Source organism: Streptomyces sp. NPDC094448 (assembly GCF_044763775.1).
GTDB lineage: Bacteria > Actinomycetota > Actinomycetes > Streptomycetales > Streptomycetaceae > Streptomyces.
Window position 1 is genome coordinate 412,372 of sequence record NZ_JBIWGU010000004.1, and the last position, 19,904, is coordinate 432,275.

At 70.9% G+C, this 19,904-nt stretch carries 19 protein-coding genes; 11 read left to right on the forward strand and 8 right to left on the reverse strand.

The genetic code is table 11. The annotated features are described in order from the left end of the window. Window positions 1-171 precede the first annotated feature (171 nt). Window positions 172-897, reverse strand: coding sequence for a bleomycin resistance protein (locus ACIQ9E_RS10440; RefSeq protein ID WP_403704963.1), 726 nt, complete (start codon window positions 895-897; stop codon window positions 172-174). Between the two features lie 96 nt (window positions 898-993). On the opposite strand from ACIQ9E_RS10440, the gene ACIQ9E_RS10445 reads away from it, so the two are divergent. From ACIQ9E_RS10445 to ACIQ9E_RS10455, 3 genes are all read left to right on the forward strand, one after another. Then, window positions 994-1,635, forward strand: coding sequence for a PadR family transcriptional regulator (locus ACIQ9E_RS10445; RefSeq protein ID WP_403704966.1), 642 nt, complete (start codon window positions 994-996; stop codon window positions 1,633-1,635). A gap of 107 nt (window positions 1,636-1,742) precedes the next feature. Continuing rightward, window positions 1,743-1,895, forward strand: a complete 153-nt coding sequence (locus ACIQ9E_RS10450) for a hypothetical protein (protein ID WP_403704968.1) — start codon at window positions 1,743-1,745, stop codon at window positions 1,893-1,895. Between the two features lie 94 nt (window positions 1,896-1,989). Continuing rightward, a complete protein-coding gene (locus tag ACIQ9E_RS10455; RefSeq protein WP_403704971.1) occupies window positions 1,990-2,640 on the forward strand; it encodes an SMI1/KNR4 family protein in 651 nt (216 codons plus the stop codon). 30 nt (window positions 2,641-2,670) lie between these two features. On the opposite strand, the gene ACIQ9E_RS10460 is transcribed toward ACIQ9E_RS10455, so the two are convergent. Together ACIQ9E_RS10460 and ACIQ9E_RS10465 are read right to left on the reverse strand one after the other, a co-directional pair. After that, a complete protein-coding gene (locus ACIQ9E_RS10460; protein ID WP_403704974.1) occupies window positions 2,671-4,104 on the reverse strand; it encodes a glutamate decarboxylase in 1,434 nt (477 codons plus the stop codon). Between the two features lie 202 nt (window positions 4,105-4,306). Further along, complete coding sequence (locus tag ACIQ9E_RS10465) at window positions 4,307-4,681, reverse strand: YbjQ family protein (RefSeq protein ID WP_403704977.1); 375 nt, start codon at window positions 4,679-4,681, stop codon at window positions 4,307-4,309. Window positions 4,682-4,915: 234 nt separating this feature from the next. Here ACIQ9E_RS10465 and ACIQ9E_RS10470 point away from each other — a divergent pair, with 234 nt between their 5' ends. Continuing rightward, window positions 4,916-5,641: a DedA family protein gene (locus tag ACIQ9E_RS10470; protein WP_403704980.1), complete on the forward strand. Its 726-nt coding sequence runs from the start codon at window positions 4,916-4,918 to the stop codon at window positions 5,639-5,641. A 182-nt stretch (window positions 5,642-5,823) separates the two neighbouring features. Here ACIQ9E_RS10470 and ACIQ9E_RS10475 read toward each other — a convergent pair whose 3' ends face one another. Beyond that, window positions 5,824-7,749: a threonine/serine exporter ThrE family protein gene (locus ACIQ9E_RS10475; protein WP_403704983.1), complete on the reverse strand. Its 1,926-nt coding sequence runs from the start codon at window positions 7,747-7,749 to the stop codon at window positions 5,824-5,826. 175 nt (window positions 7,750-7,924) lie between these two features. After that, window positions 7,925-8,416, reverse strand: a complete 492-nt coding sequence (locus ACIQ9E_RS10480; protein WP_006347521.1) for an inorganic diphosphatase — start codon at window positions 8,414-8,416, stop codon at window positions 7,925-7,927. A gap of 194 nt (window positions 8,417-8,610) precedes the next feature. Here ACIQ9E_RS10480 and dacB point away from each other — a divergent pair, with 194 nt between their 5' ends. From dacB to folE, 6 genes are all read left to right on the forward strand, one after another. Continuing rightward, window positions 8,611-10,020, forward strand: coding sequence for a D-alanyl-D-alanine carboxypeptidase/D-alanyl-D-alanine-endopeptidase (gene dacB / locus ACIQ9E_RS10485; protein ID WP_403704986.1), 1,410 nt, complete (start codon window positions 8,611-8,613; stop codon window positions 10,018-10,020). A 351-nt stretch (window positions 10,021-10,371) separates the two neighbouring features. Beyond that, a complete protein-coding gene (locus tag ACIQ9E_RS10490; protein WP_403704989.1) occupies window positions 10,372-11,499 on the forward strand; it encodes a zinc-dependent metalloprotease in 1,128 nt (375 codons plus the stop codon). 233 nt (window positions 11,500-11,732) lie between these two features. Beyond that, on the forward strand, window positions 11,733-13,109 hold the full coding sequence (gene tilS / locus ACIQ9E_RS10495) for a tRNA lysidine(34) synthetase TilS (protein WP_403704992.1): 1,377 nt from the start codon (window positions 11,733-11,735) through the stop codon (window positions 13,107-13,109). 98 nt (window positions 13,110-13,207) lie between these two features. Continuing rightward, complete coding sequence (gene hpt, locus ACIQ9E_RS10500) at window positions 13,208-13,747, forward strand: hypoxanthine phosphoribosyltransferase (protein WP_006347516.1); 540 nt, start codon at window positions 13,208-13,210, stop codon at window positions 13,745-13,747. Between the two features lie 207 nt (window positions 13,748-13,954). After that, complete coding sequence (gene ftsH / locus ACIQ9E_RS10505) at window positions 13,955-15,976, forward strand: ATP-dependent zinc metalloprotease FtsH (RefSeq protein ID WP_403704995.1); 2,022 nt, start codon at window positions 13,955-13,957, stop codon at window positions 15,974-15,976. A gap of 133 nt (window positions 15,977-16,109) precedes the next feature. Next, window positions 16,110-16,718 (forward strand): GTP cyclohydrolase I FolE, encoded by a 609-nt coding sequence (gene folE, locus ACIQ9E_RS10510; RefSeq protein ID WP_403704998.1) that lies wholly within the window; start codon window positions 16,110-16,112, stop codon window positions 16,716-16,718. Window positions 16,719-16,729: 11 nt separating this feature from the next. Here folE and ACIQ9E_RS10515 read toward each other — a convergent pair whose 3' ends face one another. Continuing rightward, window positions 16,730-17,614: a S41 family peptidase gene (locus ACIQ9E_RS10515; RefSeq protein ID WP_403705001.1), complete on the reverse strand. Its 885-nt coding sequence runs from the start codon at window positions 17,612-17,614 to the stop codon at window positions 16,730-16,732. A 387-nt stretch (window positions 17,615-18,001) separates the two neighbouring features. Then, the gene (locus ACIQ9E_RS10520; protein WP_403705004.1) at window positions 18,002-18,328 is read right to left on the reverse strand and encodes a hypothetical protein; all 327 of its coding nucleotides are present in this window, start codon (window positions 18,326-18,328) and stop codon (window positions 18,002-18,004) included. Between the two features lie 172 nt (window positions 18,329-18,500). On the opposite strand from ACIQ9E_RS10520, the gene ACIQ9E_RS10525 reads away from it, so the two are divergent. Then, a complete protein-coding gene (locus ACIQ9E_RS10525; protein WP_403705006.1) occupies window positions 18,501-18,770 on the forward strand; it encodes a GntR family transcriptional regulator in 270 nt (89 codons plus the stop codon). Between the two features lie 44 nt (window positions 18,771-18,814). On the opposite strand, the gene ACIQ9E_RS10530 is transcribed toward ACIQ9E_RS10525, so the two are convergent. After that, window positions 18,815-19,627: a lipopolysaccharide kinase InaA family protein gene (locus ACIQ9E_RS10530; protein WP_403705008.1), complete on the reverse strand. Its 813-nt coding sequence runs from the start codon at window positions 19,625-19,627 to the stop codon at window positions 18,815-18,817. Window positions 19,628-19,904: the final 277 nt, after the last annotated feature.

The window sequence follows — 19,904 nt, forward strand, 5'->3', positions numbered from 1 at the left end:
CCTTAAGCCTTCCTGCCGCCCTTAAGCCTTCCGGCCACCCTTGGCCGTCCGCCCGTCCGCCCGTCCGCCCGTCCGCCCGTCCGCCTGGCCACCCTTGGCCACCCTTGGCCGCCCGTCCGCCCGTCCGTCCGCCCGCCCGCCCGGCGCCGCGCCTCCGGCTGCCCCCGTTGCTCAGCCCGCCGCGTCCGTCAGCTCCGCGAGCCGGGCGAGGTCGTCCCGTACCGCTTCCCGCTCCTCCGCGGACAGCGGCACCGCACCGGCCCGGGCCAGCAGCTCCCGGGCCGCCGCTCCGTCCCCCTGCCGCTGCGCGATATCGCCGCCCAGGACCAGCAGTTTCAGCAGCTGTACGGCCGTGGGGGTACGGTCCGTGCGGTCCAGCGCCCGGCGGACGACCCGCGCGGCGGCCGGCAGGTCCTCCTTGGAGTCGGCGAACAGCACCGCATGGTGGAGCGCCCGCTCGAACGGCTCCTTCGGTGCGGGCGGAATGGTGCCGTCCGCGCCCTTCTCGCCCGTCAGCTGCCCGATCCGCAGGCTGTTTCCGGTCGGATCCGTCACCAGGAACTGCCGTACCCCGTACGACATGTCCTTCACGGGCCCGATGCGCGGCAGGCCCCGGGCGGGGATCCGGCCGTACGCCGCCTTGAGCCCCGCGCGGAATGCGCTGTGCATACCGTCCACATCGCCGGTCAGGACATAGGCCCCGGAGTACGAGGCGGCGGGGTCGTACTCCTTCATCCCGAAGAACTGGAGTTCGACGTCGTCGCGTTCGACGACGGCATAGGCGTAGGGGCTGGTCTGGCGGAGTGTCGTGACGAAGCCGAGGGCCTCGTAGAAGGCGACGACGTCCGCCATGAGAGGGGAGTGACACGGGAGGAGTGGGATCGTCTTCTCGGCCATGGACGCAGAGTATTCAAAATTGAGTACTCTAGTCAAAGTTGAAGAGTCTTCCGTCGACGAGGAAGGCCGGGAAACAGAGAAAGAGGTGGTCCCGTCATGTCGGCGATCCGGCTGCTGGTCCTCGGCTCCGTACGCCAGCACGGACGGGCGCACGGCTACCAGGTCCGCAACGATCTGGAGTACTGGGGCGCCCACGAATGGTCCAACGCCAAACCCGGGTCGATCTACCACGCCCTCAAGCAGATGGCGAAGCAAGGGCTGCTGCTCGCCCAGGAGATCGCCCCCTCCACGGCGGGCGGCCCGCCGCGCACCGAGTACGAGATCACCGACGCCGGCACCGAGGAATTCTTCTCCCTGCTGCGCGAGTCGCTGGTCAACTGGGAGCAGAAGATGGACTCCCTCTCCGCGGGTCTCGGCTTCATGGTCGAGCTGGAGCGCGCCGAAGCGGTCGGCCTGCTGCGGCGGCGGATCGACGCGATGGAGGGCTGGAAGGCCGCGACCGCCGAGTACTACGACCCGGAACAGGGGCCGGAGCAGCTCGGTCATATCGGCGAGATCATGAACCTCTGGATCTCCTCCGCCGACTTCGGCCGGGAGTGGACGCTCGCCCTGATCGCCCGGATCGAAGGCGGAGCGTACGTCTTCGCGGGTGAGGGGGAGCCGTTCCGCGGGATTCTCGGCGAGGGCGAGGAGAACCCGTACGCGACGGGCGTTCCGCACCGGGGCGACGAGGAGTAGCCCACGTGCCGTGCGCAACCGTTCCGGGCCGTCCGGCGTCGTTTTGATCAAGAACGGCAGCCGCCCGGTGCGCCCCGGGCGCAGGGACGGAACGGGGTCGGGGACGTATGGAGGAGCTGGGAGGCGCCGTGGTGCGCACCGTCGGCTGGGTCGGCCGGAACGTGGTGACGATCGTGGAGGCGGTCGTCATCGCCTGCGACGTCAAGGGCGCCGTAGCCGACCGCCGTGAGCGGAAGCGCCGCCGCCGCGGCAGCCGCTGAGCCGGATGTCCCCGTATGTCCACTGCCTGACCTGCGTGAAGACCGCTCCGACGGCTTAGTGTGAGTGGTCGGAACCGAGGTCGGGGGGCAGGTCATGGAGGAACTGATCGGCGCGGTCGTGCGCGGCGCGAGCCGGATCGGCCGCGGAGCCGTTTGGCTGTACGAGCTGGTGGGTCCGACGCCGGACGAGGACCGGGACCCGGGCCGCCCGCGCCAACGCCACCGGGACGGCGGCGGACCGCGGCTCACGGAGGACGAGATCCGCGAGGCCGAGGCGGAGTTCGGCATCACCTTCCCCGCGGAGTACCGGACGTATCTCCTCGAACCATTCGGTGTGCGTGGGGTCAACCCGCTGCGCCGGACCCCCGAGGGCTGGCGCTGGGAGACCTCGTACACCATCGACTACCACCTCCTGGCCGACGATTTCCCGCATCCCGACACGGATCCGGACGCCCGCATGCCGTCCCGGGACGACTTCTCCGACGCCGCGGCCTTCGAAGCGGCGTACGAGGCCTGGGACGCGGAGCTGAACGCGTACACGGACCGGATGACGGACGGCTGCGTGGTGATCCAGGACGGCGGCTGCGGATTCTCCACCCTGCTGGTCGTCACCGGCCCGCTGGCGGGAACCGTGTGGTTCGACGCCACGGCGACGACCGAACGGATCATGCCGCTGAAGTCCGGCGGCCGGTCGTGCACCTTCGGCAACTGGGTGAGGGGAAGGACCCGGAGCACCCCCTTCTGACGGCCGGTGCCGGGCCCGCCGCTCCGCGCCTCAGTGGTGGAACGCGGTCGCCTTCCCCCGGTCCCGCGACAGCGGTCCGCTCTGCGCCCGCAGCTCCGGCAGCAGCCGGGCCAGGTCCTCCGCCAGCAGCTCCGCCAGATCGGCCGAGAAGCCGTTGCGGCACACCACCCGGAGCACGGCCAGATCCTCCCGGTTCTTCGGGAAGGTGTAGGCGGGCACCAGCCAGCCGGACTCGCGCAGCCGCCGGGAGACGTCGAAGACGTCGAACGCGGTCACGTCCGGTGCCGTGGTCACCGCGAACACCGGCAGTTCGTTGCCGTGCGTCAGCAGCCGGAAGTCGTCGTGCTCGCCGAATTTCGCGGCCAGCCCGGTGGCGATGTCCCGCGCCGACTGCTGGACCGCCCGGTAGCCGTCCCGGCCCAGCCGCAGGAACGTGTAGTACTGGGCGACGACCTGCGCCCCGGGCCGGGAGAAGTTCAGGGCGAAGGTCGGCATATCGCCGCCCAGGTAGTTGACCCGGAACACCAGCTCCTCGGGCAGTTCGGCCGCGGACCGCCACAGCGCCCAGCCGACACCCGGATAGACCAGCCCGTACTTGTGGCCGGAGGTGTTGATGGACGACACCCGGGGCAGCCGGAAGTCCCACACCAGGTCCTCGTCGAGGAACGGCGCCACCATCGCGCCCGACGCGCCGTCCACATGGACCGGGATGTCGAGGCCGGTCCGCCGCTGGAGTTCGTCGAGCGCCGCGCAGACCTCGGCCACCGGCTCGTACGAGCCGTCGAAGGTGGAGCCGAGGACGGCGACCACCCCGATCGTGTTCTCGTCGCACAGTTCGGCCGCGGCCTCCGGGTCGAGATGGAACCGTTCGCCCTCCATCGGCACCAGCCGCGGCTCCACCTCCCAGAAGGTGCAGAACTTCTCCCAGCACACCTGCACATTGACGCCCATCACCAGATTGGGCCGGGCGGAGGACGGATAGCGGTCCGGGTTCCGCTGGGCCCAGCGGCGTTTGAGCGCCATTCCGGCCAGCATGCAGGCCTCACTCGACCCGGTGGTGGAGCAGCCGACCGCGGCGGCCGGGTCCGGCGCGTGCCACAGGTCCGCGAGCATCGCGACGCACCGCTTCTCCAGTTCGGCGGTGCGCGGGTACTCGTCCTTGTCGATCATGTTCTTGTCGCGGCACTCGTCCATCAGGACGCCCGCCTGCGGCTCCATCCAGGTGGTGACGAAGGTGGCGAGGTTGAGCCGCGAATTGCCGTCGAGCATCAGCTCGTCCTGGACGATGCGGTACGCGGTCATCGGCGGCAGCGGCCCGTCGGGGAGCCGGTGCGTGGGCGGCGCCTCCTCCATTCCGCTGACCGGGTTGGCCTCTCCGTAGAACGGGTTCAGCGACAGCTCGCGCCGCCGGTGCTCCTGCCGGGAGTCGCCGCCGGAGGTGTCCGCGCCCTTGTGGAGTGCCATCAGCGTCTGCCGCCTTTCGCACGTGTGTGCGCCGCGCGGCCCCGGCGGGGCCGTCGGACCCAGGCTGGTACGGGGGCGGGGGGCTCGCAACGCGAGCCGTACCGAAGGGCGTAACCGGAAGAACGCCGTCCGGCGGATGTCGAGGAGACGACGCGCCGGCGGATCTCGACGTACGGCGCAAGGGGAGGGCCGGGGCAGCGGCCTACACCGTATCGGCGGGTTCGATCACCACGGCCGTGCCGTAGGCGCAGACCTCCGTCCCGACGTCCGCCGCCTCCGTCACATCGAACCGGAACATCAGCACCGCGTTCGCCCCCCGCGACCTGGCCTGCTCCACCAGCCTTTCCATCGCCTGGTTACGGGTCTCCACCAGCGTCTTCGTCAGTCCCTTCAGCTCGCCGCCGATCATCGACTTCAGACCGGCGCCGATCTGGCTGCCCAGATGGCGCGAGCGCACGGTCAGCCCGAAGACCTCCCCGATCACCTGTCGGACCCGGTAGCCCGGTACGTCGTTCGTGGTCACGACGAGGACGTCCGAGGACGGGGCCTGGCCGCCGCCGTAATCCGTGATGCCCATGTTCGTTCACCTTTCGTCCGGCGGTCCGCCGCCGGGCCGTCCGCCCGGACACCGGCCCGTACCGCACAAGCTTTCCCGTGCGGAGTGCAGCGTGCATCCCGGGAAGGCCGGAGGAACGCCTTACGGGGCCGATGCGTTGATAGCTTTGGCCGAACGGCAGTTGTCGCGCCCCGTTCGACGCGCGCGATCCCGTCCTCCTCCTACTCCGACGACTCTCACAGGAGCCCGGACCTCGTGACTACCCTTTCGCTCGGCCCGAGCTGGCTGGACCCGGACTATCTGATCGGTACCTTCGGCCTGATCGGTGTACTGATCATCGTCTTTGCCGAGTCCGGTCTCCTCATCGGCTTCTTCCTGCCGGGCGACTCCCTGCTCTTCACCACCGGCCTGCTGGTGACCAGCGGCAAACTGGACACGCTGCCGCTGTGGGCGGTCTGCACCCTGATCGTCCTCGCGGCCGTCATCGGCGACCAGGTCGGCTATCTCTTCGGGCGCAAGGTCGGCCCGGCGCTCTTCAAGAAGCCCGACTCCCGCTTCTTCAAACAGGAGAACGTGGAGAAGGCGCACGACTTCTTCGAGAAGTACGGGCCGAAGTCGCTGGTCCTGGCCCGCTTCGTGCCCATCGTCCGGACCTTCACCCCGATCATCGCGGGCGTCTCCCGGATGAACTACCGCTCGTTCATCACGTACAACATCGTCGGCGGTGTGCTGTGGGGCGCGGGCGTCACCCTGCTGGGTGCGGCCCTCGGCAATGTGGCGTTCGTCCACCAGAACATCGAGGCGATCCTGATCCTGATCGTCGCGCTCTCGGTGCTGCCGATCGTGATCGAACTGCTGCGGGCCCGTAAGCAGGGCAAGAAGGCGCGCGCCGAGGGGCTTCTCCAGCCCGAAGGCCCGGCGGTCGACACTCCCGGCACCCCCGACGCCCCCGGACCGCACGGCCGCCACGCCAGGCGCTGACGCCGGGAGGGAACGGCAGATCCGGCAGTACGGCGAGAGCCGCGCCCGTGGACGTACGGGCGCGGCTCTCGCCGTCTGCGTACCGGTACGGCGCCGTACCGGTACGCAGACGGACCGTCGGCACCCATCCGAAGCCCACCCCGAAGCCAACCTCGGATCCTGCCCGGACCGGTCACAGCACTCTAGAAGCCCCTCGTCCGCTTCGCCGCGCGGCGGCGGAGGGACGGACCCGGGAGGCCGGCCGCGACCGCCGGAACCCGCAGGAAGAGCCGGGACAGCTCGCTTCCCAGATTCACCCCGATCGCGATCGCCAGCGCCAGCGCCACGGCTTTCGACAGCGACGCGAGCCCGGTGTTCAGCTCGCCGCGGGCCATTGCCAGCAGCGCGAAGTACGTGGCGCTACCGGGCAGCAGCGGACCGATGGCCGCCGTGATGTACGGCAGGGCCGAGGCGTGCTGGGAGCGTGACAGCATCTGCCCGAACAGGCCCACCAGCCCCGCCGCGATCGCCGTCGCCGCGACCGGCGGTACGTCGGCGGTCAGCGCCAGCGCCCCGTACACCGACCAGGCCACCCCGCCGTTCAGGGTCACCAGCAGCACGGTGTCCCGGTCCTGCTGGAGCAGGATTGCGAAACAGAACACCAGGGCCATCGCCGCCAGCAACTGCACCGCGGGCCGCTCCACGGTGTGCAGCGCCGTCTCCGGGGTCAGCTCGGCGCCCAGCGCGATGCCCAGATAGAGCACGCTCAGCACGCCCGTGACGATGCCGACGACCAGATACCCGACCTCCAGCAGCCGGGCGGCGGCCGTGATGTAGAAGCCGGTCAGCCCGTCCTGGACGCCCGCCACCAGCGCCCGCCCCGGGATCAGCGCGAACAGGCCACCGGTGATGACCGCGGAGGCCCGGACGTCCAGCGAGGAGAGCGACAGCGCCACCCCCATCGCGGCCGGGGGCATCGCCGCCACCACGAACTGGTAGAACTCCGGCAGTCCGCGCCCGGCGCAGAGCCACGCCAGCCGGTCGCCCAGCATCGCCGAGATCGCCGCCGCGACGAACACCAGATAGCCGCCGCCGACGAGGACGGACGCCGCCCCCGCCAGCAGTCCGCCCGCGAGGGTGAGCGCCCAGCCGGGGAAGGGGTGCCGGTTCCGGCGGATCTCCGCGAGCCTGCGGTACGCCTCCTCCAGCGACACCTCGGTGTCGGGCGTGCTGATGTCGTGGACCAGCTTGAAGACCGCCGACAGCCGGGTGTAGTCGGTGCCCCGGCGCCGCACCGTCCGGTTCGCCGTCACCGGATCGTCGACCAGGGACGGCTGATAGGTGATCGACAGCAGGGTGAAGGTGACCGTGGGCTCGCAGCGGTCGAGCCCGTACGAGCGCGAGATCGCGAACATGGCCGCCTCGACGTCCTCGGCGCCCTCCCCGCCCGCGAGCAGCAGCTCGCCGATCCTCAGGGTCAGGTCGAGGACCCGGGGCACGGCGGGCCCGGACTCGTCGTGCCGCTGTACGACCTCCGGAACGGGCCGTTCCCCGACCGGCATCCGCAGCATCGTGCGCATCCGGTCCTGCCAGGGCGCGTCCTTCGTCAGCGTGACCTTGGGGATGCCGTCAGCGGGCGTGAAGGCGGTCGGGGAGCGGCGGGCCCGGTAGGTGGACGGCGTGGCGAAGGCGGAACCTTCCTGCTCCGGTACGGCGGGCTCGGCGACCCCGGTGGGCACGGCGAACTCGGACGTCGTGTGCTCCTCCTCGGCCCCCTCGGGCGGCGCGATGCCGTCGGGGACGGAGAACTCGGAGGAGGGGTGGTCGTCGGCGGGCGGCGCTTCGGAGGGCCGGGGGCGGTAGGAGTCGGCGGCGGATTTCGCCGCACCGGACCCGGACCCGGAGCCCGGGCCGGTACCGGCGTCCGCACCGGCCCCGGAACCCGGGCCCGACCCCGTACCCGCGTCCGTACCGGCCCCGCCCGGCCCACCCGCGTCCGTACCCCCGCCACGGTTCCCGTCCCGGCTTCCGCCACGGTTCCCGTCGCGGGGATCCCCGTCACCGTTCCGGCCCGTGCCCTTGCCTGTGCCCTCACCCGTGTCACGTGCCGCTCCGGACTCCTCGGCCACGCCCCTTCCCTTCCTTCACTCCTCGTTCCGATCAGTATGTGCGGGGATCGCGCAGGCGACGACCCCGGGACGGCGCCTGCCCCTTCCGCCGTCCGGGACACCTCCGGACACAGCAGTGCGGGCGGGACACCCCCGAGGGTGTCCCGCCCGCACGCGCCGGTTGTACGGCTCGCGGTCAGTGGCCGCCGTGCGCCTCGAAGCGCTTGTACGAGGCCTCGATCTCGGCCTCGGCCTCGGTGCGGCCGACCCAGTCGGCGCCCTCGACGGACTTGCCGGGCTCCAGGTCCTTGTAGACCTCGAAGAAGTGCTGGATCTCCAGGCGGTCGAACTCCGAGACGTGGTGGATGTCGCGGAGGTGCTCGACGCGCGGGTCGGACGCCGGGACGCACAGCAGCTTGTCGTCGCCGCCGGCCTCGTCCGTCATCCGGAACATGCCGATGGCCCGGCACTTGATGAGGCAGCCCGGGAAGGTCGGCTCGTCGAGAATGACGAGCGCGTCCAGCGGGTCGCCGTCCTCGCCGAGGGTGTTCTCGACGAAGCCGTAGTCGGCGGGGTAGCTGGTCGAGGTGAAGAGCCTACGGTCCAGGCGGATTCGGCCCGTCTCGTGGTCGACCTCGTACTTGTTCCGCGAACCCTTCGGGATCTCGATGGTGACGTCGAACTCCACGGGTGGCTCCTCCATGATCAACACATACGTCTGGTACGTCAGGGTGGTGCTGTGCCCTTCCGGGCAGTAAACCCCGGACCCCCGGCCGGGCGGTCTCGGCCGCCGACCGGGGTGCCGTGTTCGCGGCAAGACGCAGTTCTGGTGATTAAGTGTCTCTCACGCAGGTGTGTGATCGCGAAAGGGGCTGGTGCGAGGTGCCGGACATCCGAACGTGGCAGCTCACGACGGGTGCCGCCGTGCTGGGACTGGTCCTGGCCGCCGGAGTGGTCACCGCGGCGGGACCCTGGGAATCCGGCCGGCGTACGGCGGAGCTGGACCGGGCCGCCGAGGCCCGCACCGAACCCGGTGGCGGCCACCGCAGACCCGCGGGCCCGGCACCCGCGCCCAGTGCCCCGCCCGTCCTCACCGCGCTCGGCACCGCACCCGTGCCCGCGACCGCCGGCCGCGGCGAAGCCGCCGGGAACCCGGCCCGGGAACTCGCCCGCCGCCTCGAACCGCTGCTGCGCGACCGCGGGCTCGGGCCGCGGCCCGGAGTGTCCGTCGTCGATCTGACGACCGGACGGGAGCTGTACGGACGCGATGCGGGCCGGACGATGATCCCCGCCTCCACCGTCAAGATCGCCACCGCGGCGGCGGCGCTCTCGGCGCTCGGGCCGTACCACCGCATCCCCACCACGGTCAGCGCCACCCCCGACGCCCGGACGCTGACGCTGGTCGGCGGCGGTGACGCCACCCTCGACCGGGCCGGGCTGCGCACGCTCGCCCGGCGGACCGCCGGAGACCTCCGCGCCCGCGGGGTCACCGCGGTGACCCTCGGCTACGACACCTCCGCCTACCGGGGCCCCGATCTGCACCCCATCGGCGTCAACGGGAACATCGCCCGGGTGACGCCGCTGATGGTCGACCAGGGGCGGGCCGACCCCGGGTCCACGGGCGCGGCGGACCGTGTCGCGGATCCGGCCGGGGACGCCGCCAGGGCCTTCCGGGACCTCCTGGAGAAGGACGGCATCACCGTCGACGGGGCCACCGCACCCGGCCGCCCGGCCGCAGGCTCGAAGCCGCTCGCCGAGGTGCTCTCACCCCCGCTGGCCGATGTCGTCGAGCAGATGCTCACCCGGTCCGACAACGACATCGCCGAATCCCTCGCCCGGCAGACCGCGATCGCCCGGAACGAGGAACCGAGCTTCGCCGGAGCGGGCCGGGCGGTGCGGCAGCAGCTCGCCGTGCTGAAGGTGCCGCTGGCGGGGGCCCGGTTCGCCGACGGCAGCGGACTGGACCGGGCGGGCCGGGTCACGCCCCGCCTGCTGACGGCCCTGCTGACCCGGGCGGCCGAACCGGCCCACCCGGGTCTGCGCCCGGTCCTCACCGGCCTCCCGGTCGGCGGTTTCACCGGCACGCTGGAGTCCCGCCACACCGGTACGGCGCCCGGCAGCGGCCTGATCCGGGCCAAGACGGGCACGCTGACGGGCGTCAACGCACTCTCCGGCACGGTCCCGTCCCCGGACGGCACGCTGCTGGGCTTCGCGTTCCTGGCGAACGAAACGCGCTCCCCGGCGGAGGCCCAACCCTCCCTGGACCGCCTGGCCGCCGCCCTGACCTCCTGACCCCGGTACGGCCGACGCCCCTGCGGCCCCGGGTCCGGCGATGCCCGAGCGCCCCGGGGCAATCCGGTACCCCCTTCGCCCGGAGTGGTAATGCCGTGTGCGACTGCAGCCCGCCCGCGGCTTGTCGCAGCCACAGACGGCGTGCAGACGCGTCGCAACATTCCTCCGCCGGGCGCTCCGCGCCGCAGGGGGCCTTCCGCACCCGGCGCGGCGCCAGTGCGTCACCGCCCCCCCCACGGACCCGAGGCCCTGGCGCGGGCGCCCGCCCAGGGACGCCCGGGGACTCCCGGGGCCCAGGGCCCCGGGGTTGATCCGCGACCTCCCCGGAGGGGACCACGTACCGTTGACGCCATGACGCGCATCGGTGGAACCGAGATGGTCGACTGGAATCTCGCCGTGGCGACCGCGACCCGCTTCGTACGCCCCGGCCCCGACGTGAGCAAGGACGAGGCCCGCGCCGTCGTCGCCGAGCTGCGACGGCACGCCAAGGCTTCGGAGGAGCACGTCAGGGGGTTCACCCGGATGATCCCCGTGACGCACGAGCCCGAGGACACCCCCGTCCTCGTCGTGGACCGGGCCGGCTGGATCCGGGCGAACGTCGCCGGGTTCCGCCAGCTTCTCCAGCCGCTGCTGGCGAAGATGCAGGACCGCAGGCCGGGCGGCCCCACCGGCGCCGTACTCGGCGCCGTCGGCGGCAAGGTGACCGGCGTGGAGCTGGGCATGCTGCTGTCGTTCCTGGCGTCCCGGGTCCTCGGCCAGTACGAGACCTTCGCACCGCCCACCCGCGACCTGCCCGCGGGCAACGGCGGCGGACGCCTCCTGCTGGTGGCGCCGAACATCGTGCACGTCGAGCGGGAACTGGACGTCGACCCGCACGACTTCCGGCTCTGGGTCAGCCTCCACGAGGAGACCCACCGCACCCAGTTCACCGGGGTGCCGTGGCTGCGCGACCACCTCGAAGGGGAGATCCAGTCGTTCCTGGACCAGACCGAGGTCGATCCGATGACCGTGCTGGAGCGGCTGCGGGAGGCCGCCCAGTCGCTGGCGGGCGCCCGTCCGGAAGGCGAGGAGAACGACAGCGGCAGCTCCTTCGTGGAACTGGTGCAGACACCCGCGCAGCGCGAGACCCTCGCACGGCTGACGGCCGTGATGTCCCTCCTGGAAGGCCACGCCGACTTTGTGATGGACGGCGTCGGCCCCGCGGTCGTCCCGTCCGTGGCCGAGATCCGGGAGAAGTTCCAGCAGCGCCGGGCGCGCGGGGCGAGCAGACTGGACGTGGCACTGCGCAAGCTGCTCGGGCTGGACGCCAAGCTGCGGCAGTACCGGGACGGCGAGCGGTTCGTCCGGGCCGTGGTCCAGGAGGTCGGCATGGACGGTTTCAACCGGGTCTGGACCTCCCCGAACACCCTCCCCACCAAGGCGGAGATCGCCAAACCGGCTGAGTGGGTCGCACGGGTGCACGGGAAGACGGAGTCATGAGCGCACCGGGGCCGTACGCCGTCAGGGGGGTGGGAGCCGCCCCCTGGAGGGCACAGCATCACCCGTCCGAGGGACCGTAGGGCCGGGGATAGGCGTGCGATGCTCGGAGAACGGCCCGCTTCTGTCACCATCGACGCACTCTGAGTGACGATTTCTGAGTCGGCAGCGCAACGCCAGCCGGAGGCGCCCCCAGAGGCCCCCTCCCGAAAACCTCTCCACGAAGGGCACCGGATATGGGTCCCCATCCAGCGGTCGCGGCGATACGCCTGGCGGTCCGCCGCGTACTCCACGACATTCTTACCGAATACGCCGCAAACCAGGCGAGCGCGGCAACGGCCACGACAACTCCCCAGGCAACCGCCACGGCCACCGCGGCGACGGCACCCGGCACGGCAGCCACCACGGCAACAGGCTCCGGCATCGCGGCCGGAACACCCGCCGGAGTCGGTGCCACGGCCGGACCCGGCACCGCCCGGTCACCCGAGCCGGGCACCGGAGCGGCCGGGACCACCACGGCCCCCGGCGGGACCGGCGATCAGGGCCGCCCCGCCCCGGCGCCCCGCCCCGGGCGGCCCCTGCGCCTCGACCACCCCCCGGCCCCCTCGTCCCGGCTCCCCGAGACCGCCGCGCCCGCGCCCGTATCGGCGCTGCCGCGCCCCGCGACCCCTGCCTCCCACGCCGCGGCCACCGCCGCCACGGGCCCGCTGGTGCTCGTCGCCTGCTCCGGCGGGGCCGACTCGATGGCGCTCGCCTCCGCGCTCGCCTTCGAGGCCCGCAAACTCAATATCCGCGCCGGCGGCATCACCGTCGACCACGGTCTCCAGGACGGCTCCGATCTGCGCGCCGCCGAGGTCGCGAGCCGGCTTGCCGCCATGGGCCTCGACCCCGTCGAGGCGGTCTCCGTCCGGGTGGGCCGGGACGGCGGCCCCGAGGCCGCGGCCCGCGACGCCCGCTACGGCGCGCTCGACGCCGCCGCCGAACGCCACGGCGCGGTCGCCGTACTGCTCGGCCACACCCGCGACGACCAAGCGGAAACCGTCCTGCTGGGACTCGCCAGGGGCTCCGGTATCCGGTCGCTCTCCGGAATGGCCGCCGTCTCCGGCCACCGCCGCCGCTACCGCCGCCCCTTCCTGGAGCTGGACCGGCAGACCGCCCGCAAGGCGTGCATGGTCCAGGCGCTGCCGGTCTGGGACGACCCGCACAACGCCGACCCCGCCTACACCCGCTCCCGGCTGCGCCACGAAGGCCTCCCGGCGCTGGAGAAGGCGCTCGGCAAGGGCGTTGTCGAGGCCCTCGCCCGTACCGCCCAGCTCTCCCGCGACGACGCCGACGCCCTCGACACCTGGGCGGCCGACGCGGACGCCGCCGTACGGGACGAAACCGGGCATCTGGAGTGCGCCAAGCTGTACGCGCTGCCGCCCGCCGTCCGCCGCCGGGTGCTGCGCCGCGCCGTCATCGACGCCGGTTCGCCCGCCGGTTCGCTCTTCGCCCGCCATATCGAGGAAGTCGACCGGCTGATCACCGGTTGGCGGGGCCAGGGTGCCATCAATCTGCCGGGCCGCGTCGAGGCCCGCCGGCAGAGTGGCAGACTTGTCATCCGGCAAGGCTGACAAGGCCCGCGGCCGACCAGGCCGAGGCGCCCCGGCGTCCGGGGTCACCAGCGCCTCCCCCCGGCGAGAGAGAAAGCGACCGCGTGAACGAGAAGGACATGGGTACCGACCTCCAGTCGGTGCTCATCACCAAGGAAGAGATCGACGCGAAGCTGGCGGAGCTGGCCGCGAAGATCGACGCGGAGTACGCGGGCAAGGACCTCCTGCTCGTCGGTGTCCTCAAGGGCGCTGTGATGGTGATGGCAGATCTGGCACGGGCCCTGTCCAGCCCGGTCACCATGGACTGGATGGCCGTGTCGTCGTACGGCGCGGGCACCCAGTCCTCCGGTGTCGTCCGGATCCTCAAGGACCTCGACACCGATATCAAGGGCCGTCATGTCCTGATCGTCGAGGACATCATCGACTCCGGACTGACGCTGTCCTGGCTGCTGTCGAACCTGGGATCGCGGGAGCCCGCGTCCATCGAGGTCTGCACCCTGCTGCGTAAGCCGGATGCCGCAAAGGTGTCGATCGACGTGAAGTGGATCGGCTTCGACATCCCGAACGAGTTCGTCGTCGGTTACGGCCTCGACTACGCCGAGAAGTACCGCAACCTCCCGTTCGTCGGCACCCTCGCGCCGCACGTCTACGGCGGCTGACACCTTTCGTCGCCCCCGCCCGGTTCCCGCCGGGAAACCCGGTGGGAACCAACCGGCCCCTCTCGCCGTTGATGCGTGGGAGGGCGGGTTTGTCGCCGTACCGTGCGGTCACGGTTGTCAAGCTGGGGTACCTTCCGAAGAACAGTCTTTTCTCACAGCAGCATTTACCTACGGGCAGGAGGAACGGGGCGAGTCCGCCCCGTATGGATGGACGTGAAGCGATACTTCCGTGGGCCGGTCATGTGGATCGTGCTGGTCGTCCTTGCCGTGGTCGTGGTGATGCAGGTCGTCGGCTCCTCGGGCGGCTACAAGACGGTGGACACCGGCCAGGTCATTCAGGCGATCGACAAGAACCAGGTCGACCAGGTCAAGCTGACCACCGGAGACGACCAGATCATCAAGGCCGAGCTGAAGGACGGCCAGAAGATCAAGGGCAGCTCCAAGATCCAGGCGAGTTATATCGGGACCCAGGGCTCCGATCTCGCCGCGAAGCTCCAGCAGAAGTTCGAGGCCGGGGACATCTCCAAGGGCTACACCGTCTCGCCCTCGAAGCAGAGCCCGTTCGTCTCGATCCTGCTCTCGCTGCTGCCGTTCGTGCTGATCGTGCTGGTCTTCCTCTTCCTGATGAACCAGATGCAGGGCGGCGGCTCCCGAGTGATGAACTTCGGGAAGTCCAAGGCCAAGCTGATCACCAAGGACACCCCCAAGACGACCTTCGCCGATGTGGCGGGGTCCGACGAGGCCGTCGAGGAACTCCACGAGATCAAGGAGTTCCTCCAGGAGCCGGCCAAGTTCCAGGCCGTCGGTGCCAAGATTCCCAAGGGTGTGCTGCTGTACGGCCCGCCCGGCACCGGCAAGACCCTGCTGGCCCGCGCCGTCGCCGGTGAGGCCGGGGTCCCGTTCTACTCGATCTCGGGCTCCGACTTCGTCGAGATGTTCGTCGGTGTCGGCGCCTCCCGGGTCCGCGACCTCTTCGAGCAGGCCAAGGCCAACGCACCCGCGATCGTCTTCGTCGACGAGATCGACGCCGTCGGCCGGCACCGCGGTGCGGGCCTCGGCGGCGGCCACGACGAGCGCGAGCAGACCCTCAACCAGCTTCTGGTCGAGATGGACGGCTTCGATGTGAAGGGCGGCGTCATCCTGATCGCCGCCACCAACCGGCCCGACATCCTCGACCCGGCGCTGCTCCGTCCGGGCCGCTTCGACCGGCAGATCGCCGTCGACCGCCCCGATATGCAGGGTCGTCTGGAGATCCTCAAGGTCCACCAGAAGGGCAAGCCGGTCGCCCCGGACGTCGATCTGGGCGCCGTCGCCCGTCGCACCCCGGGCTTCACCGGTGCGGACCTCTCCAATGTGCTGAACGAAGCCGCGCTGCTCACCGCGCGCAGCGACAAGAAGCTGATCGACAACCACGCGCTGGACGAGGCGATCGACCGGGTGGTCGCGGGCCCGCAGAAGCGGACCCGGATCATGTCGGACAAGGAGAAGAAGATCACCGCGTACCACGAGGGCGGTCACGCCCTGGTCGCGGCGGCCTCTCCGAACGCCGACCCGGTCCACAAGATCACCATCCTGTCGCGCGGCCGGGCCCTCGGCTACACGATGGTCCTGCCGGACGAGGACAAGTACTCCACCACCCGCAACGAGATGCTCGACCAGCTCGCGTACATGCTGGGCGGGCGCGCGGCGGAGGAGCTGGTCTTCCACGACCCGACGACCGGCGCGGCCAACGACATCGAGAAGGCCACCGCCACCGCCCGCGCGATGGTCACCCAGTACGGCATGACCGAGCGCCTCGGCGCGATCAAGTTCGGCGGCGACAACACCGAGCCCTTCCTGGGCCGGGAGATGGCGCACCAGCGCGACTACTCGGAAGAGGTCGCCGCGCTCGTCGACGAAGAGGTCAAGAAGCTCATCGAGACCGCGCACAACGAGGCCTGGGAGATCCTCGTCGAGAACCGCGACGTCCTCGACAACCTGGTTCTCGCGCTGCTGGAGAAGGAGACTCTCGGCAAGGAGGAGATCGCCGAGGTCTTCGCGCCGATCGTCAAGCGCCCGGCCCGCCCCGCGTGGACCGGATCCTCCCGCCGTACCCCCTCCACCCGGCCGCCGGTCCTCTCCCCCAAGGAGCTGGCCCTGACGAACACCGCCGGAGCGAACGGCACCCCCGACACCACCACGGGCCCCGGCCTTGAGGTGGCTCCGGAGGACCGCCCCGAGCCCAGCTGACGGCAAAGGTGAACGGGCTGTGTCGCCCGTGTCACACCCTGCCCCGGGATGGCTGCCGCGTCCCCCCAGGTTTTAGCCTGGGGGGACGCGGCATTTCGCACGCCCGTGCGGAGCAACGAGGAACGAGGCACTGATGACCGACCCGGTGACGCTGAACGGCGACGCGCATCCGATCGGCGAGTTCGACGAGAAGCGGGCCGAGAACGCGATCCGCGAGCTGCTCATCGCGGTTGGTGAGGACCCCGACCGGGAGGGCCTGCTGGAGACCCCGGCGCGGGTGGCCCGCGCGTACCGCGAGATATTCGCCGGGCTCTGGCAGCGCCCGGAGGACGTTCTCACCACCACCTTCGACCTGGGTCACGACGAGATGGTCCTGGTCAAGGACATCGAGGTGATGAGTTCCTGCGAGCACCACCTGGTGCCGTTCGTGGGCGTGGCCCATGTCGGGTACATCCCGTCCACCGACGGCAAGATCACCGGCCTGTCGAAGCTGGCCCGCCTGGTCGACGTCTTCGCCCGCCGCCCCCAGGTCCAGGAGCGCCTGACCACCCAGATCGCGGACTCCCTGATGGAGATCCTCGAACCGAGGGGCGTGATCGTGGTCATCGAGTGCGAGCACATGTGCATGACGATGCGGGGCGTCCGCAAGCCCGGCGCGAAGACGATCACCTCCGCGGTCCGCGGCCAGCTCCGCACCCCGGCGACCCGCGCGGAGGCGATGAGCCTCATCATGGCCCGCTAGATCGCTGGTGCTCAGCCCAGGGCGGTCTTGAGCACTTCTTCGAGGGCTTGGGCCGCCGGGACGGGAACGTCCGGAGCGACCCCCACCCCCTCCCAGTTGGTGCCCGTGACGGTGCTGATGGTCCGTGCCGTCGGTACCGTCACGAGGATGTGCTCGGTGATCGGGTGGCGGTCCGTGGGGTGGGCGCCGCCCCGGGTGGTCGCGCCGACGACGACGGCCCGGCCGTGGGCCTGGAGGGTGTAGGCGATGTCCTCGGCCGCGGAGAACGTGGCCTCGCCGGTGAGTACGTGCACCGGGCGGTCCAGGTAGCGCGGTGCGGGAAGGTGCCCGGCCGTCCAGAGCTGGCGGGTCGTGTCCGTACACCGGTCGTAGATATCGTTCAGATGCACCTGATCGTCAGGGAAGAAGTAGCTGCACCACATCGCCGCCCCTTCCGGGGACCCGCCGCGGCAGGCCCGCAGGTCCAGCACCAGCGCGGAGGTGCCCGCGACCAGCTCCATGGCCGCGCCGATCGCCCTCGCGCCTTCGACGGCGGTCGCGATCCGCCGCAGCTCGATAAGCCCGATGTTCCCCTCCAGCCGCTCGACGCGGCGGATCCCCTGCCCCTCCGCCCGGAGCAGCGCGCGGAAGGCGGCGTCCCCTCCGTCGTCGTCCACGGGCTTCAGCGACCGCGGCTCCTCGGTCCAGAGCAGCCGCAGATGCTTGTCCGGACAGGCGCCTTGGAGATCTTCCGTCACTGCTTCGCAGAGTGCGGGACCGTCCAGCTCCTCGTAGGCGCCGGCCGCGAGACGGCTCCGGATCATGTCCTCGATGGCGGCGGTCTTCTCGGGAAAGACATAGCCCGCGCCGATCCGCTCCAGGGCCTGCTCGACTATGTGCACGTTGGTGAAAGCCATAGCGGATCATGCTAGGCACCGGGTCCCCGTGGTCACAGGGGTTTTCCCGGGGGTGGGCCAGGCCGGCCCGGCGGTCCCCGCGTCCTCGGCGCCGTGCGCCGCTGCTCGCCTCCCGTGCGGCGGGTCCGGCAGATCAGAAGCAGAAGCGGCCCCGTCCGGCGCCTGGCCGAACGGGGCTGCCTGCTACCGAGACTTAGCGGATCTCGTCGGCCGGGGAGGGTCCGGCGCCGTACCTCACCGCGTCCTCGGGGCATGCGTACTGGACCAGTGGGGCGCTGCTGCCGTGCTCCATGACCCCGACTTCAACAGGGGCGGACGTCCGGCGTCCGCAGTGTACGCACCAGGCGGTGAGTGGTTCCGGGGTGTCGTTCACGAGGGCGTCGCGGGTCATGCGGCCACCCCCCTCGTGACCTGATGGACGCCTTCGGCGACGTACGGATAGTCGACACCCGCGAGGGCCAGGGCGATGGCCAGGCGGCGTTCTCGTTGCTTCCATGCCTCGCGCCGCCGTTCGACATGGCCCGGGTCCATATAGGGCGGGATGCGGAACGGGTCGGGTGCGGGCAGGGTCCGGGCGAGGACATGCACCGGTACGGGGGCGCGGGGTGCGCAGATGACGACCGGGTCGGGCGGCTCGGGGGCTCGGTGCCGGCCGCGAGCGGGTAAGCAGAGATGCAGCACCCATGCGAAGGCACGGGCGATAGAGTCGCGCATGTCGGTTCAGCTCCTATACAGCTGATCGGCGGAGCCCCGAGCGGACCGGTCCTAAGCGGTCCCTCGGGGCGTTTTCATGTGTGACGCTAGACCAACCTGTATAGGTCCGTCTAGGCCTGTTCAGCTCTGTCTAGTCGGGTGACGGTCCAGGGTGGTGGCTACGCTCTGCGGTATGGCAGCGCGTGAAATCGACCCCCGGGCTCCGGAGCCCCCTTATCGGCAGATCGCTGCCGACTTGACCGCCGAGATCGCGCGAGGTGACTTGGCTCCGGGCAGCCCTTTGCCGTCCGAGAAGGAACTCACCGAGCGGTACGGAGTCGCGCGGAACACGGCGCGGAGCGCGCTCGGCGTTCTCCGGGAAGCGGGCCTCGTCTACACGGTTCCGGGGCGGGGCACGTATGTGACCGACTCGTCCGAGGGTGACGGCCGGGGCGACGCGTAGCACCGTCCGCCTTCAGCGGACCAGTACATGGGCCGACGGGATGCCTACGCGGCTTCAGCCAGCAACGTCTTGTGGATTTCCCGCATCGTCGGGCGGTTGCGCGGGTCGTACTCCAGCATGTCGTCGATGAGTCGTCCGAGAACGCCCCCTACGTTCACGGGTCGGTGGGCGCCGTCCACGATCGCTTTGCGCTGGTCCGCGCGCGATCCGTCATCGGGATATTCGACGTGGCGCCACCCGGTCGCAGCCATGAACAGCGACGCGCCGAACCCGTAGACGTCGGCCTCCCGCGTAGGCACTGTCTCCCCCTCGCTCAGTACGCTGCGGGAGATCTCCGGCGCTTCGTAGTGAACGAGACAACCCTGGTACGGGAAGTCGAAACCCTGCGGGACTTCCACACCACGCGCCAGGGCAAGGTCAATGAGGACCGCACTGGCCGGCTCGGCCGTGACAAGGATGTGCGCGGGTTGGACATCGCCGTGCGCAACCCCCAAGTCATGCAGATCGGCAAGAGCCCGGGCACCCGCGAGAGCACCGGCAAGGGGCGGTCGGGACACCCCCTCGCGGGTTCGGTGCGGTGCCCAGAGCTGATGCAAGTCGGTCCCCGAGTGCCATGGCTGCGCGTTCCACGTGCCGTGCTCCCACTGCCCGTAGATCGTCCTGGTCGAGCCGAGGTCTCGCAGGATCACGCCCTCGCGCGCGGGGGCCAGTGCCGTCCAGGTCGCGGCAGCCCACTCGGGGGAGGCTTCGATGGGGTAGCCGAGTTTTACCGCGTACTGAGCCCGAGGAGTCCGGACCCGCCACACGGTGGAGCCCCGCCGATGGAGAACCAGAGTGGCCCCTGTCGGCTCCAGCATCGTGGCTACGTGGCTCGGGATCTCATGGGGAACGGGAGATGTCACGTACGTCCTTTCAGCAGGCGGAGCCGGTCCGCGCACTCCCGGATCGGCTCCGCCGCGGAGGGCCGGACACTACTCCGGCGGTTGGTCAGTGCCGGCCGTACGGGCGACCGCAGTCGGAATCGCACTGCGCGGCATTCTCGCCGTTCACGGTCCACAGGTCGTCGTGAACGACGAACCCGGCTGACTTGATTGCGTGGGCCGATGCGGTGACCGCTTCGACTGTTCGACCACC

Excerpts from the sequence above, each read along its gene's own strand:
- ACIQ9E_RS10460 (WP_403704974.1), bottom strand. The coding sequence starts at position 4,104 with ATGGCACTCCACAAGGGCGCGGACACCTCCGGCGGCGACTCCCGGCAG.
- ftsH (WP_403704995.1), top strand. The coding sequence starts at position 13,955 with ATGGACGTGAAGCGATACTTCCGTGGGCCGGTCATGTGGATCGTGCTG.
- ACIQ9E_RS10530 (WP_403705008.1), bottom strand. The coding sequence starts at position 19,627 with ATGCTGGAGCCGACAGGGGCCACTCTGGTTCTCCATCGGCGGGGCTCC.
- ACIQ9E_RS10465 (WP_403704977.1), bottom strand. The coding sequence starts at position 4,681 with ATGGGCATCACGGATTACGGCGGCGGCCAGGCCCCGTCCTCGGACGTC.
- ACIQ9E_RS10515 (WP_403705001.1), bottom strand. The coding sequence starts at position 17,614 with ATGGCTTTCACCAACGTGCACATAGTCGAGCAGGCCCTGGAGCGGATC.
- ACIQ9E_RS10525 (WP_403705006.1), top strand. The coding sequence starts at position 18,501 with ATGGCAGCGCGTGAAATCGACCCCCGGGCTCCGGAGCCCCCTTATCGG.
- ACIQ9E_RS10520 (WP_403705004.1), bottom strand. The coding sequence starts at position 18,328 with ATGCGCGACTCTATCGCCCGTGCCTTCGCATGGGTGCTGCATCTCTGC.
- hpt (WP_006347516.1), top strand. The coding sequence starts at position 13,208 with ATGGGTACCGACCTCCAGTCGGTGCTCATCACCAAGGAAGAGATCGAC.
- ACIQ9E_RS10490 (WP_403704989.1), top strand. The coding sequence starts at position 10,372 with ATGACGCGCATCGGTGGAACCGAGATGGTCGACTGGAATCTCGCCGTG.
- ACIQ9E_RS10445 (WP_403704966.1), top strand. The coding sequence starts at position 994 with ATGTCGGCGATCCGGCTGCTGGTCCTCGGCTCCGTACGCCAGCACGGA.
- tilS (WP_403704992.1), top strand. The coding sequence starts at position 11,733 with ATGGGTCCCCATCCAGCGGTCGCGGCGATACGCCTGGCGGTCCGCCGC.
- ACIQ9E_RS10450 (WP_403704968.1), top strand. The coding sequence starts at position 1,743 with ATGGAGGAGCTGGGAGGCGCCGTGGTGCGCACCGTCGGCTGGGTCGGC.
- folE (WP_403704998.1), top strand. The coding sequence starts at position 16,110 with ATGACCGACCCGGTGACGCTGAACGGCGACGCGCATCCGATCGGCGAG.
- ACIQ9E_RS10455 (WP_403704971.1), top strand. The coding sequence starts at position 1,990 with ATGGAGGAACTGATCGGCGCGGTCGTGCGCGGCGCGAGCCGGATCGGC.
- ACIQ9E_RS10440 (WP_403704963.1), bottom strand. The coding sequence starts at position 897 with ATGGCCGAGAAGACGATCCCACTCCTCCCGTGTCACTCCCCTCTCATG.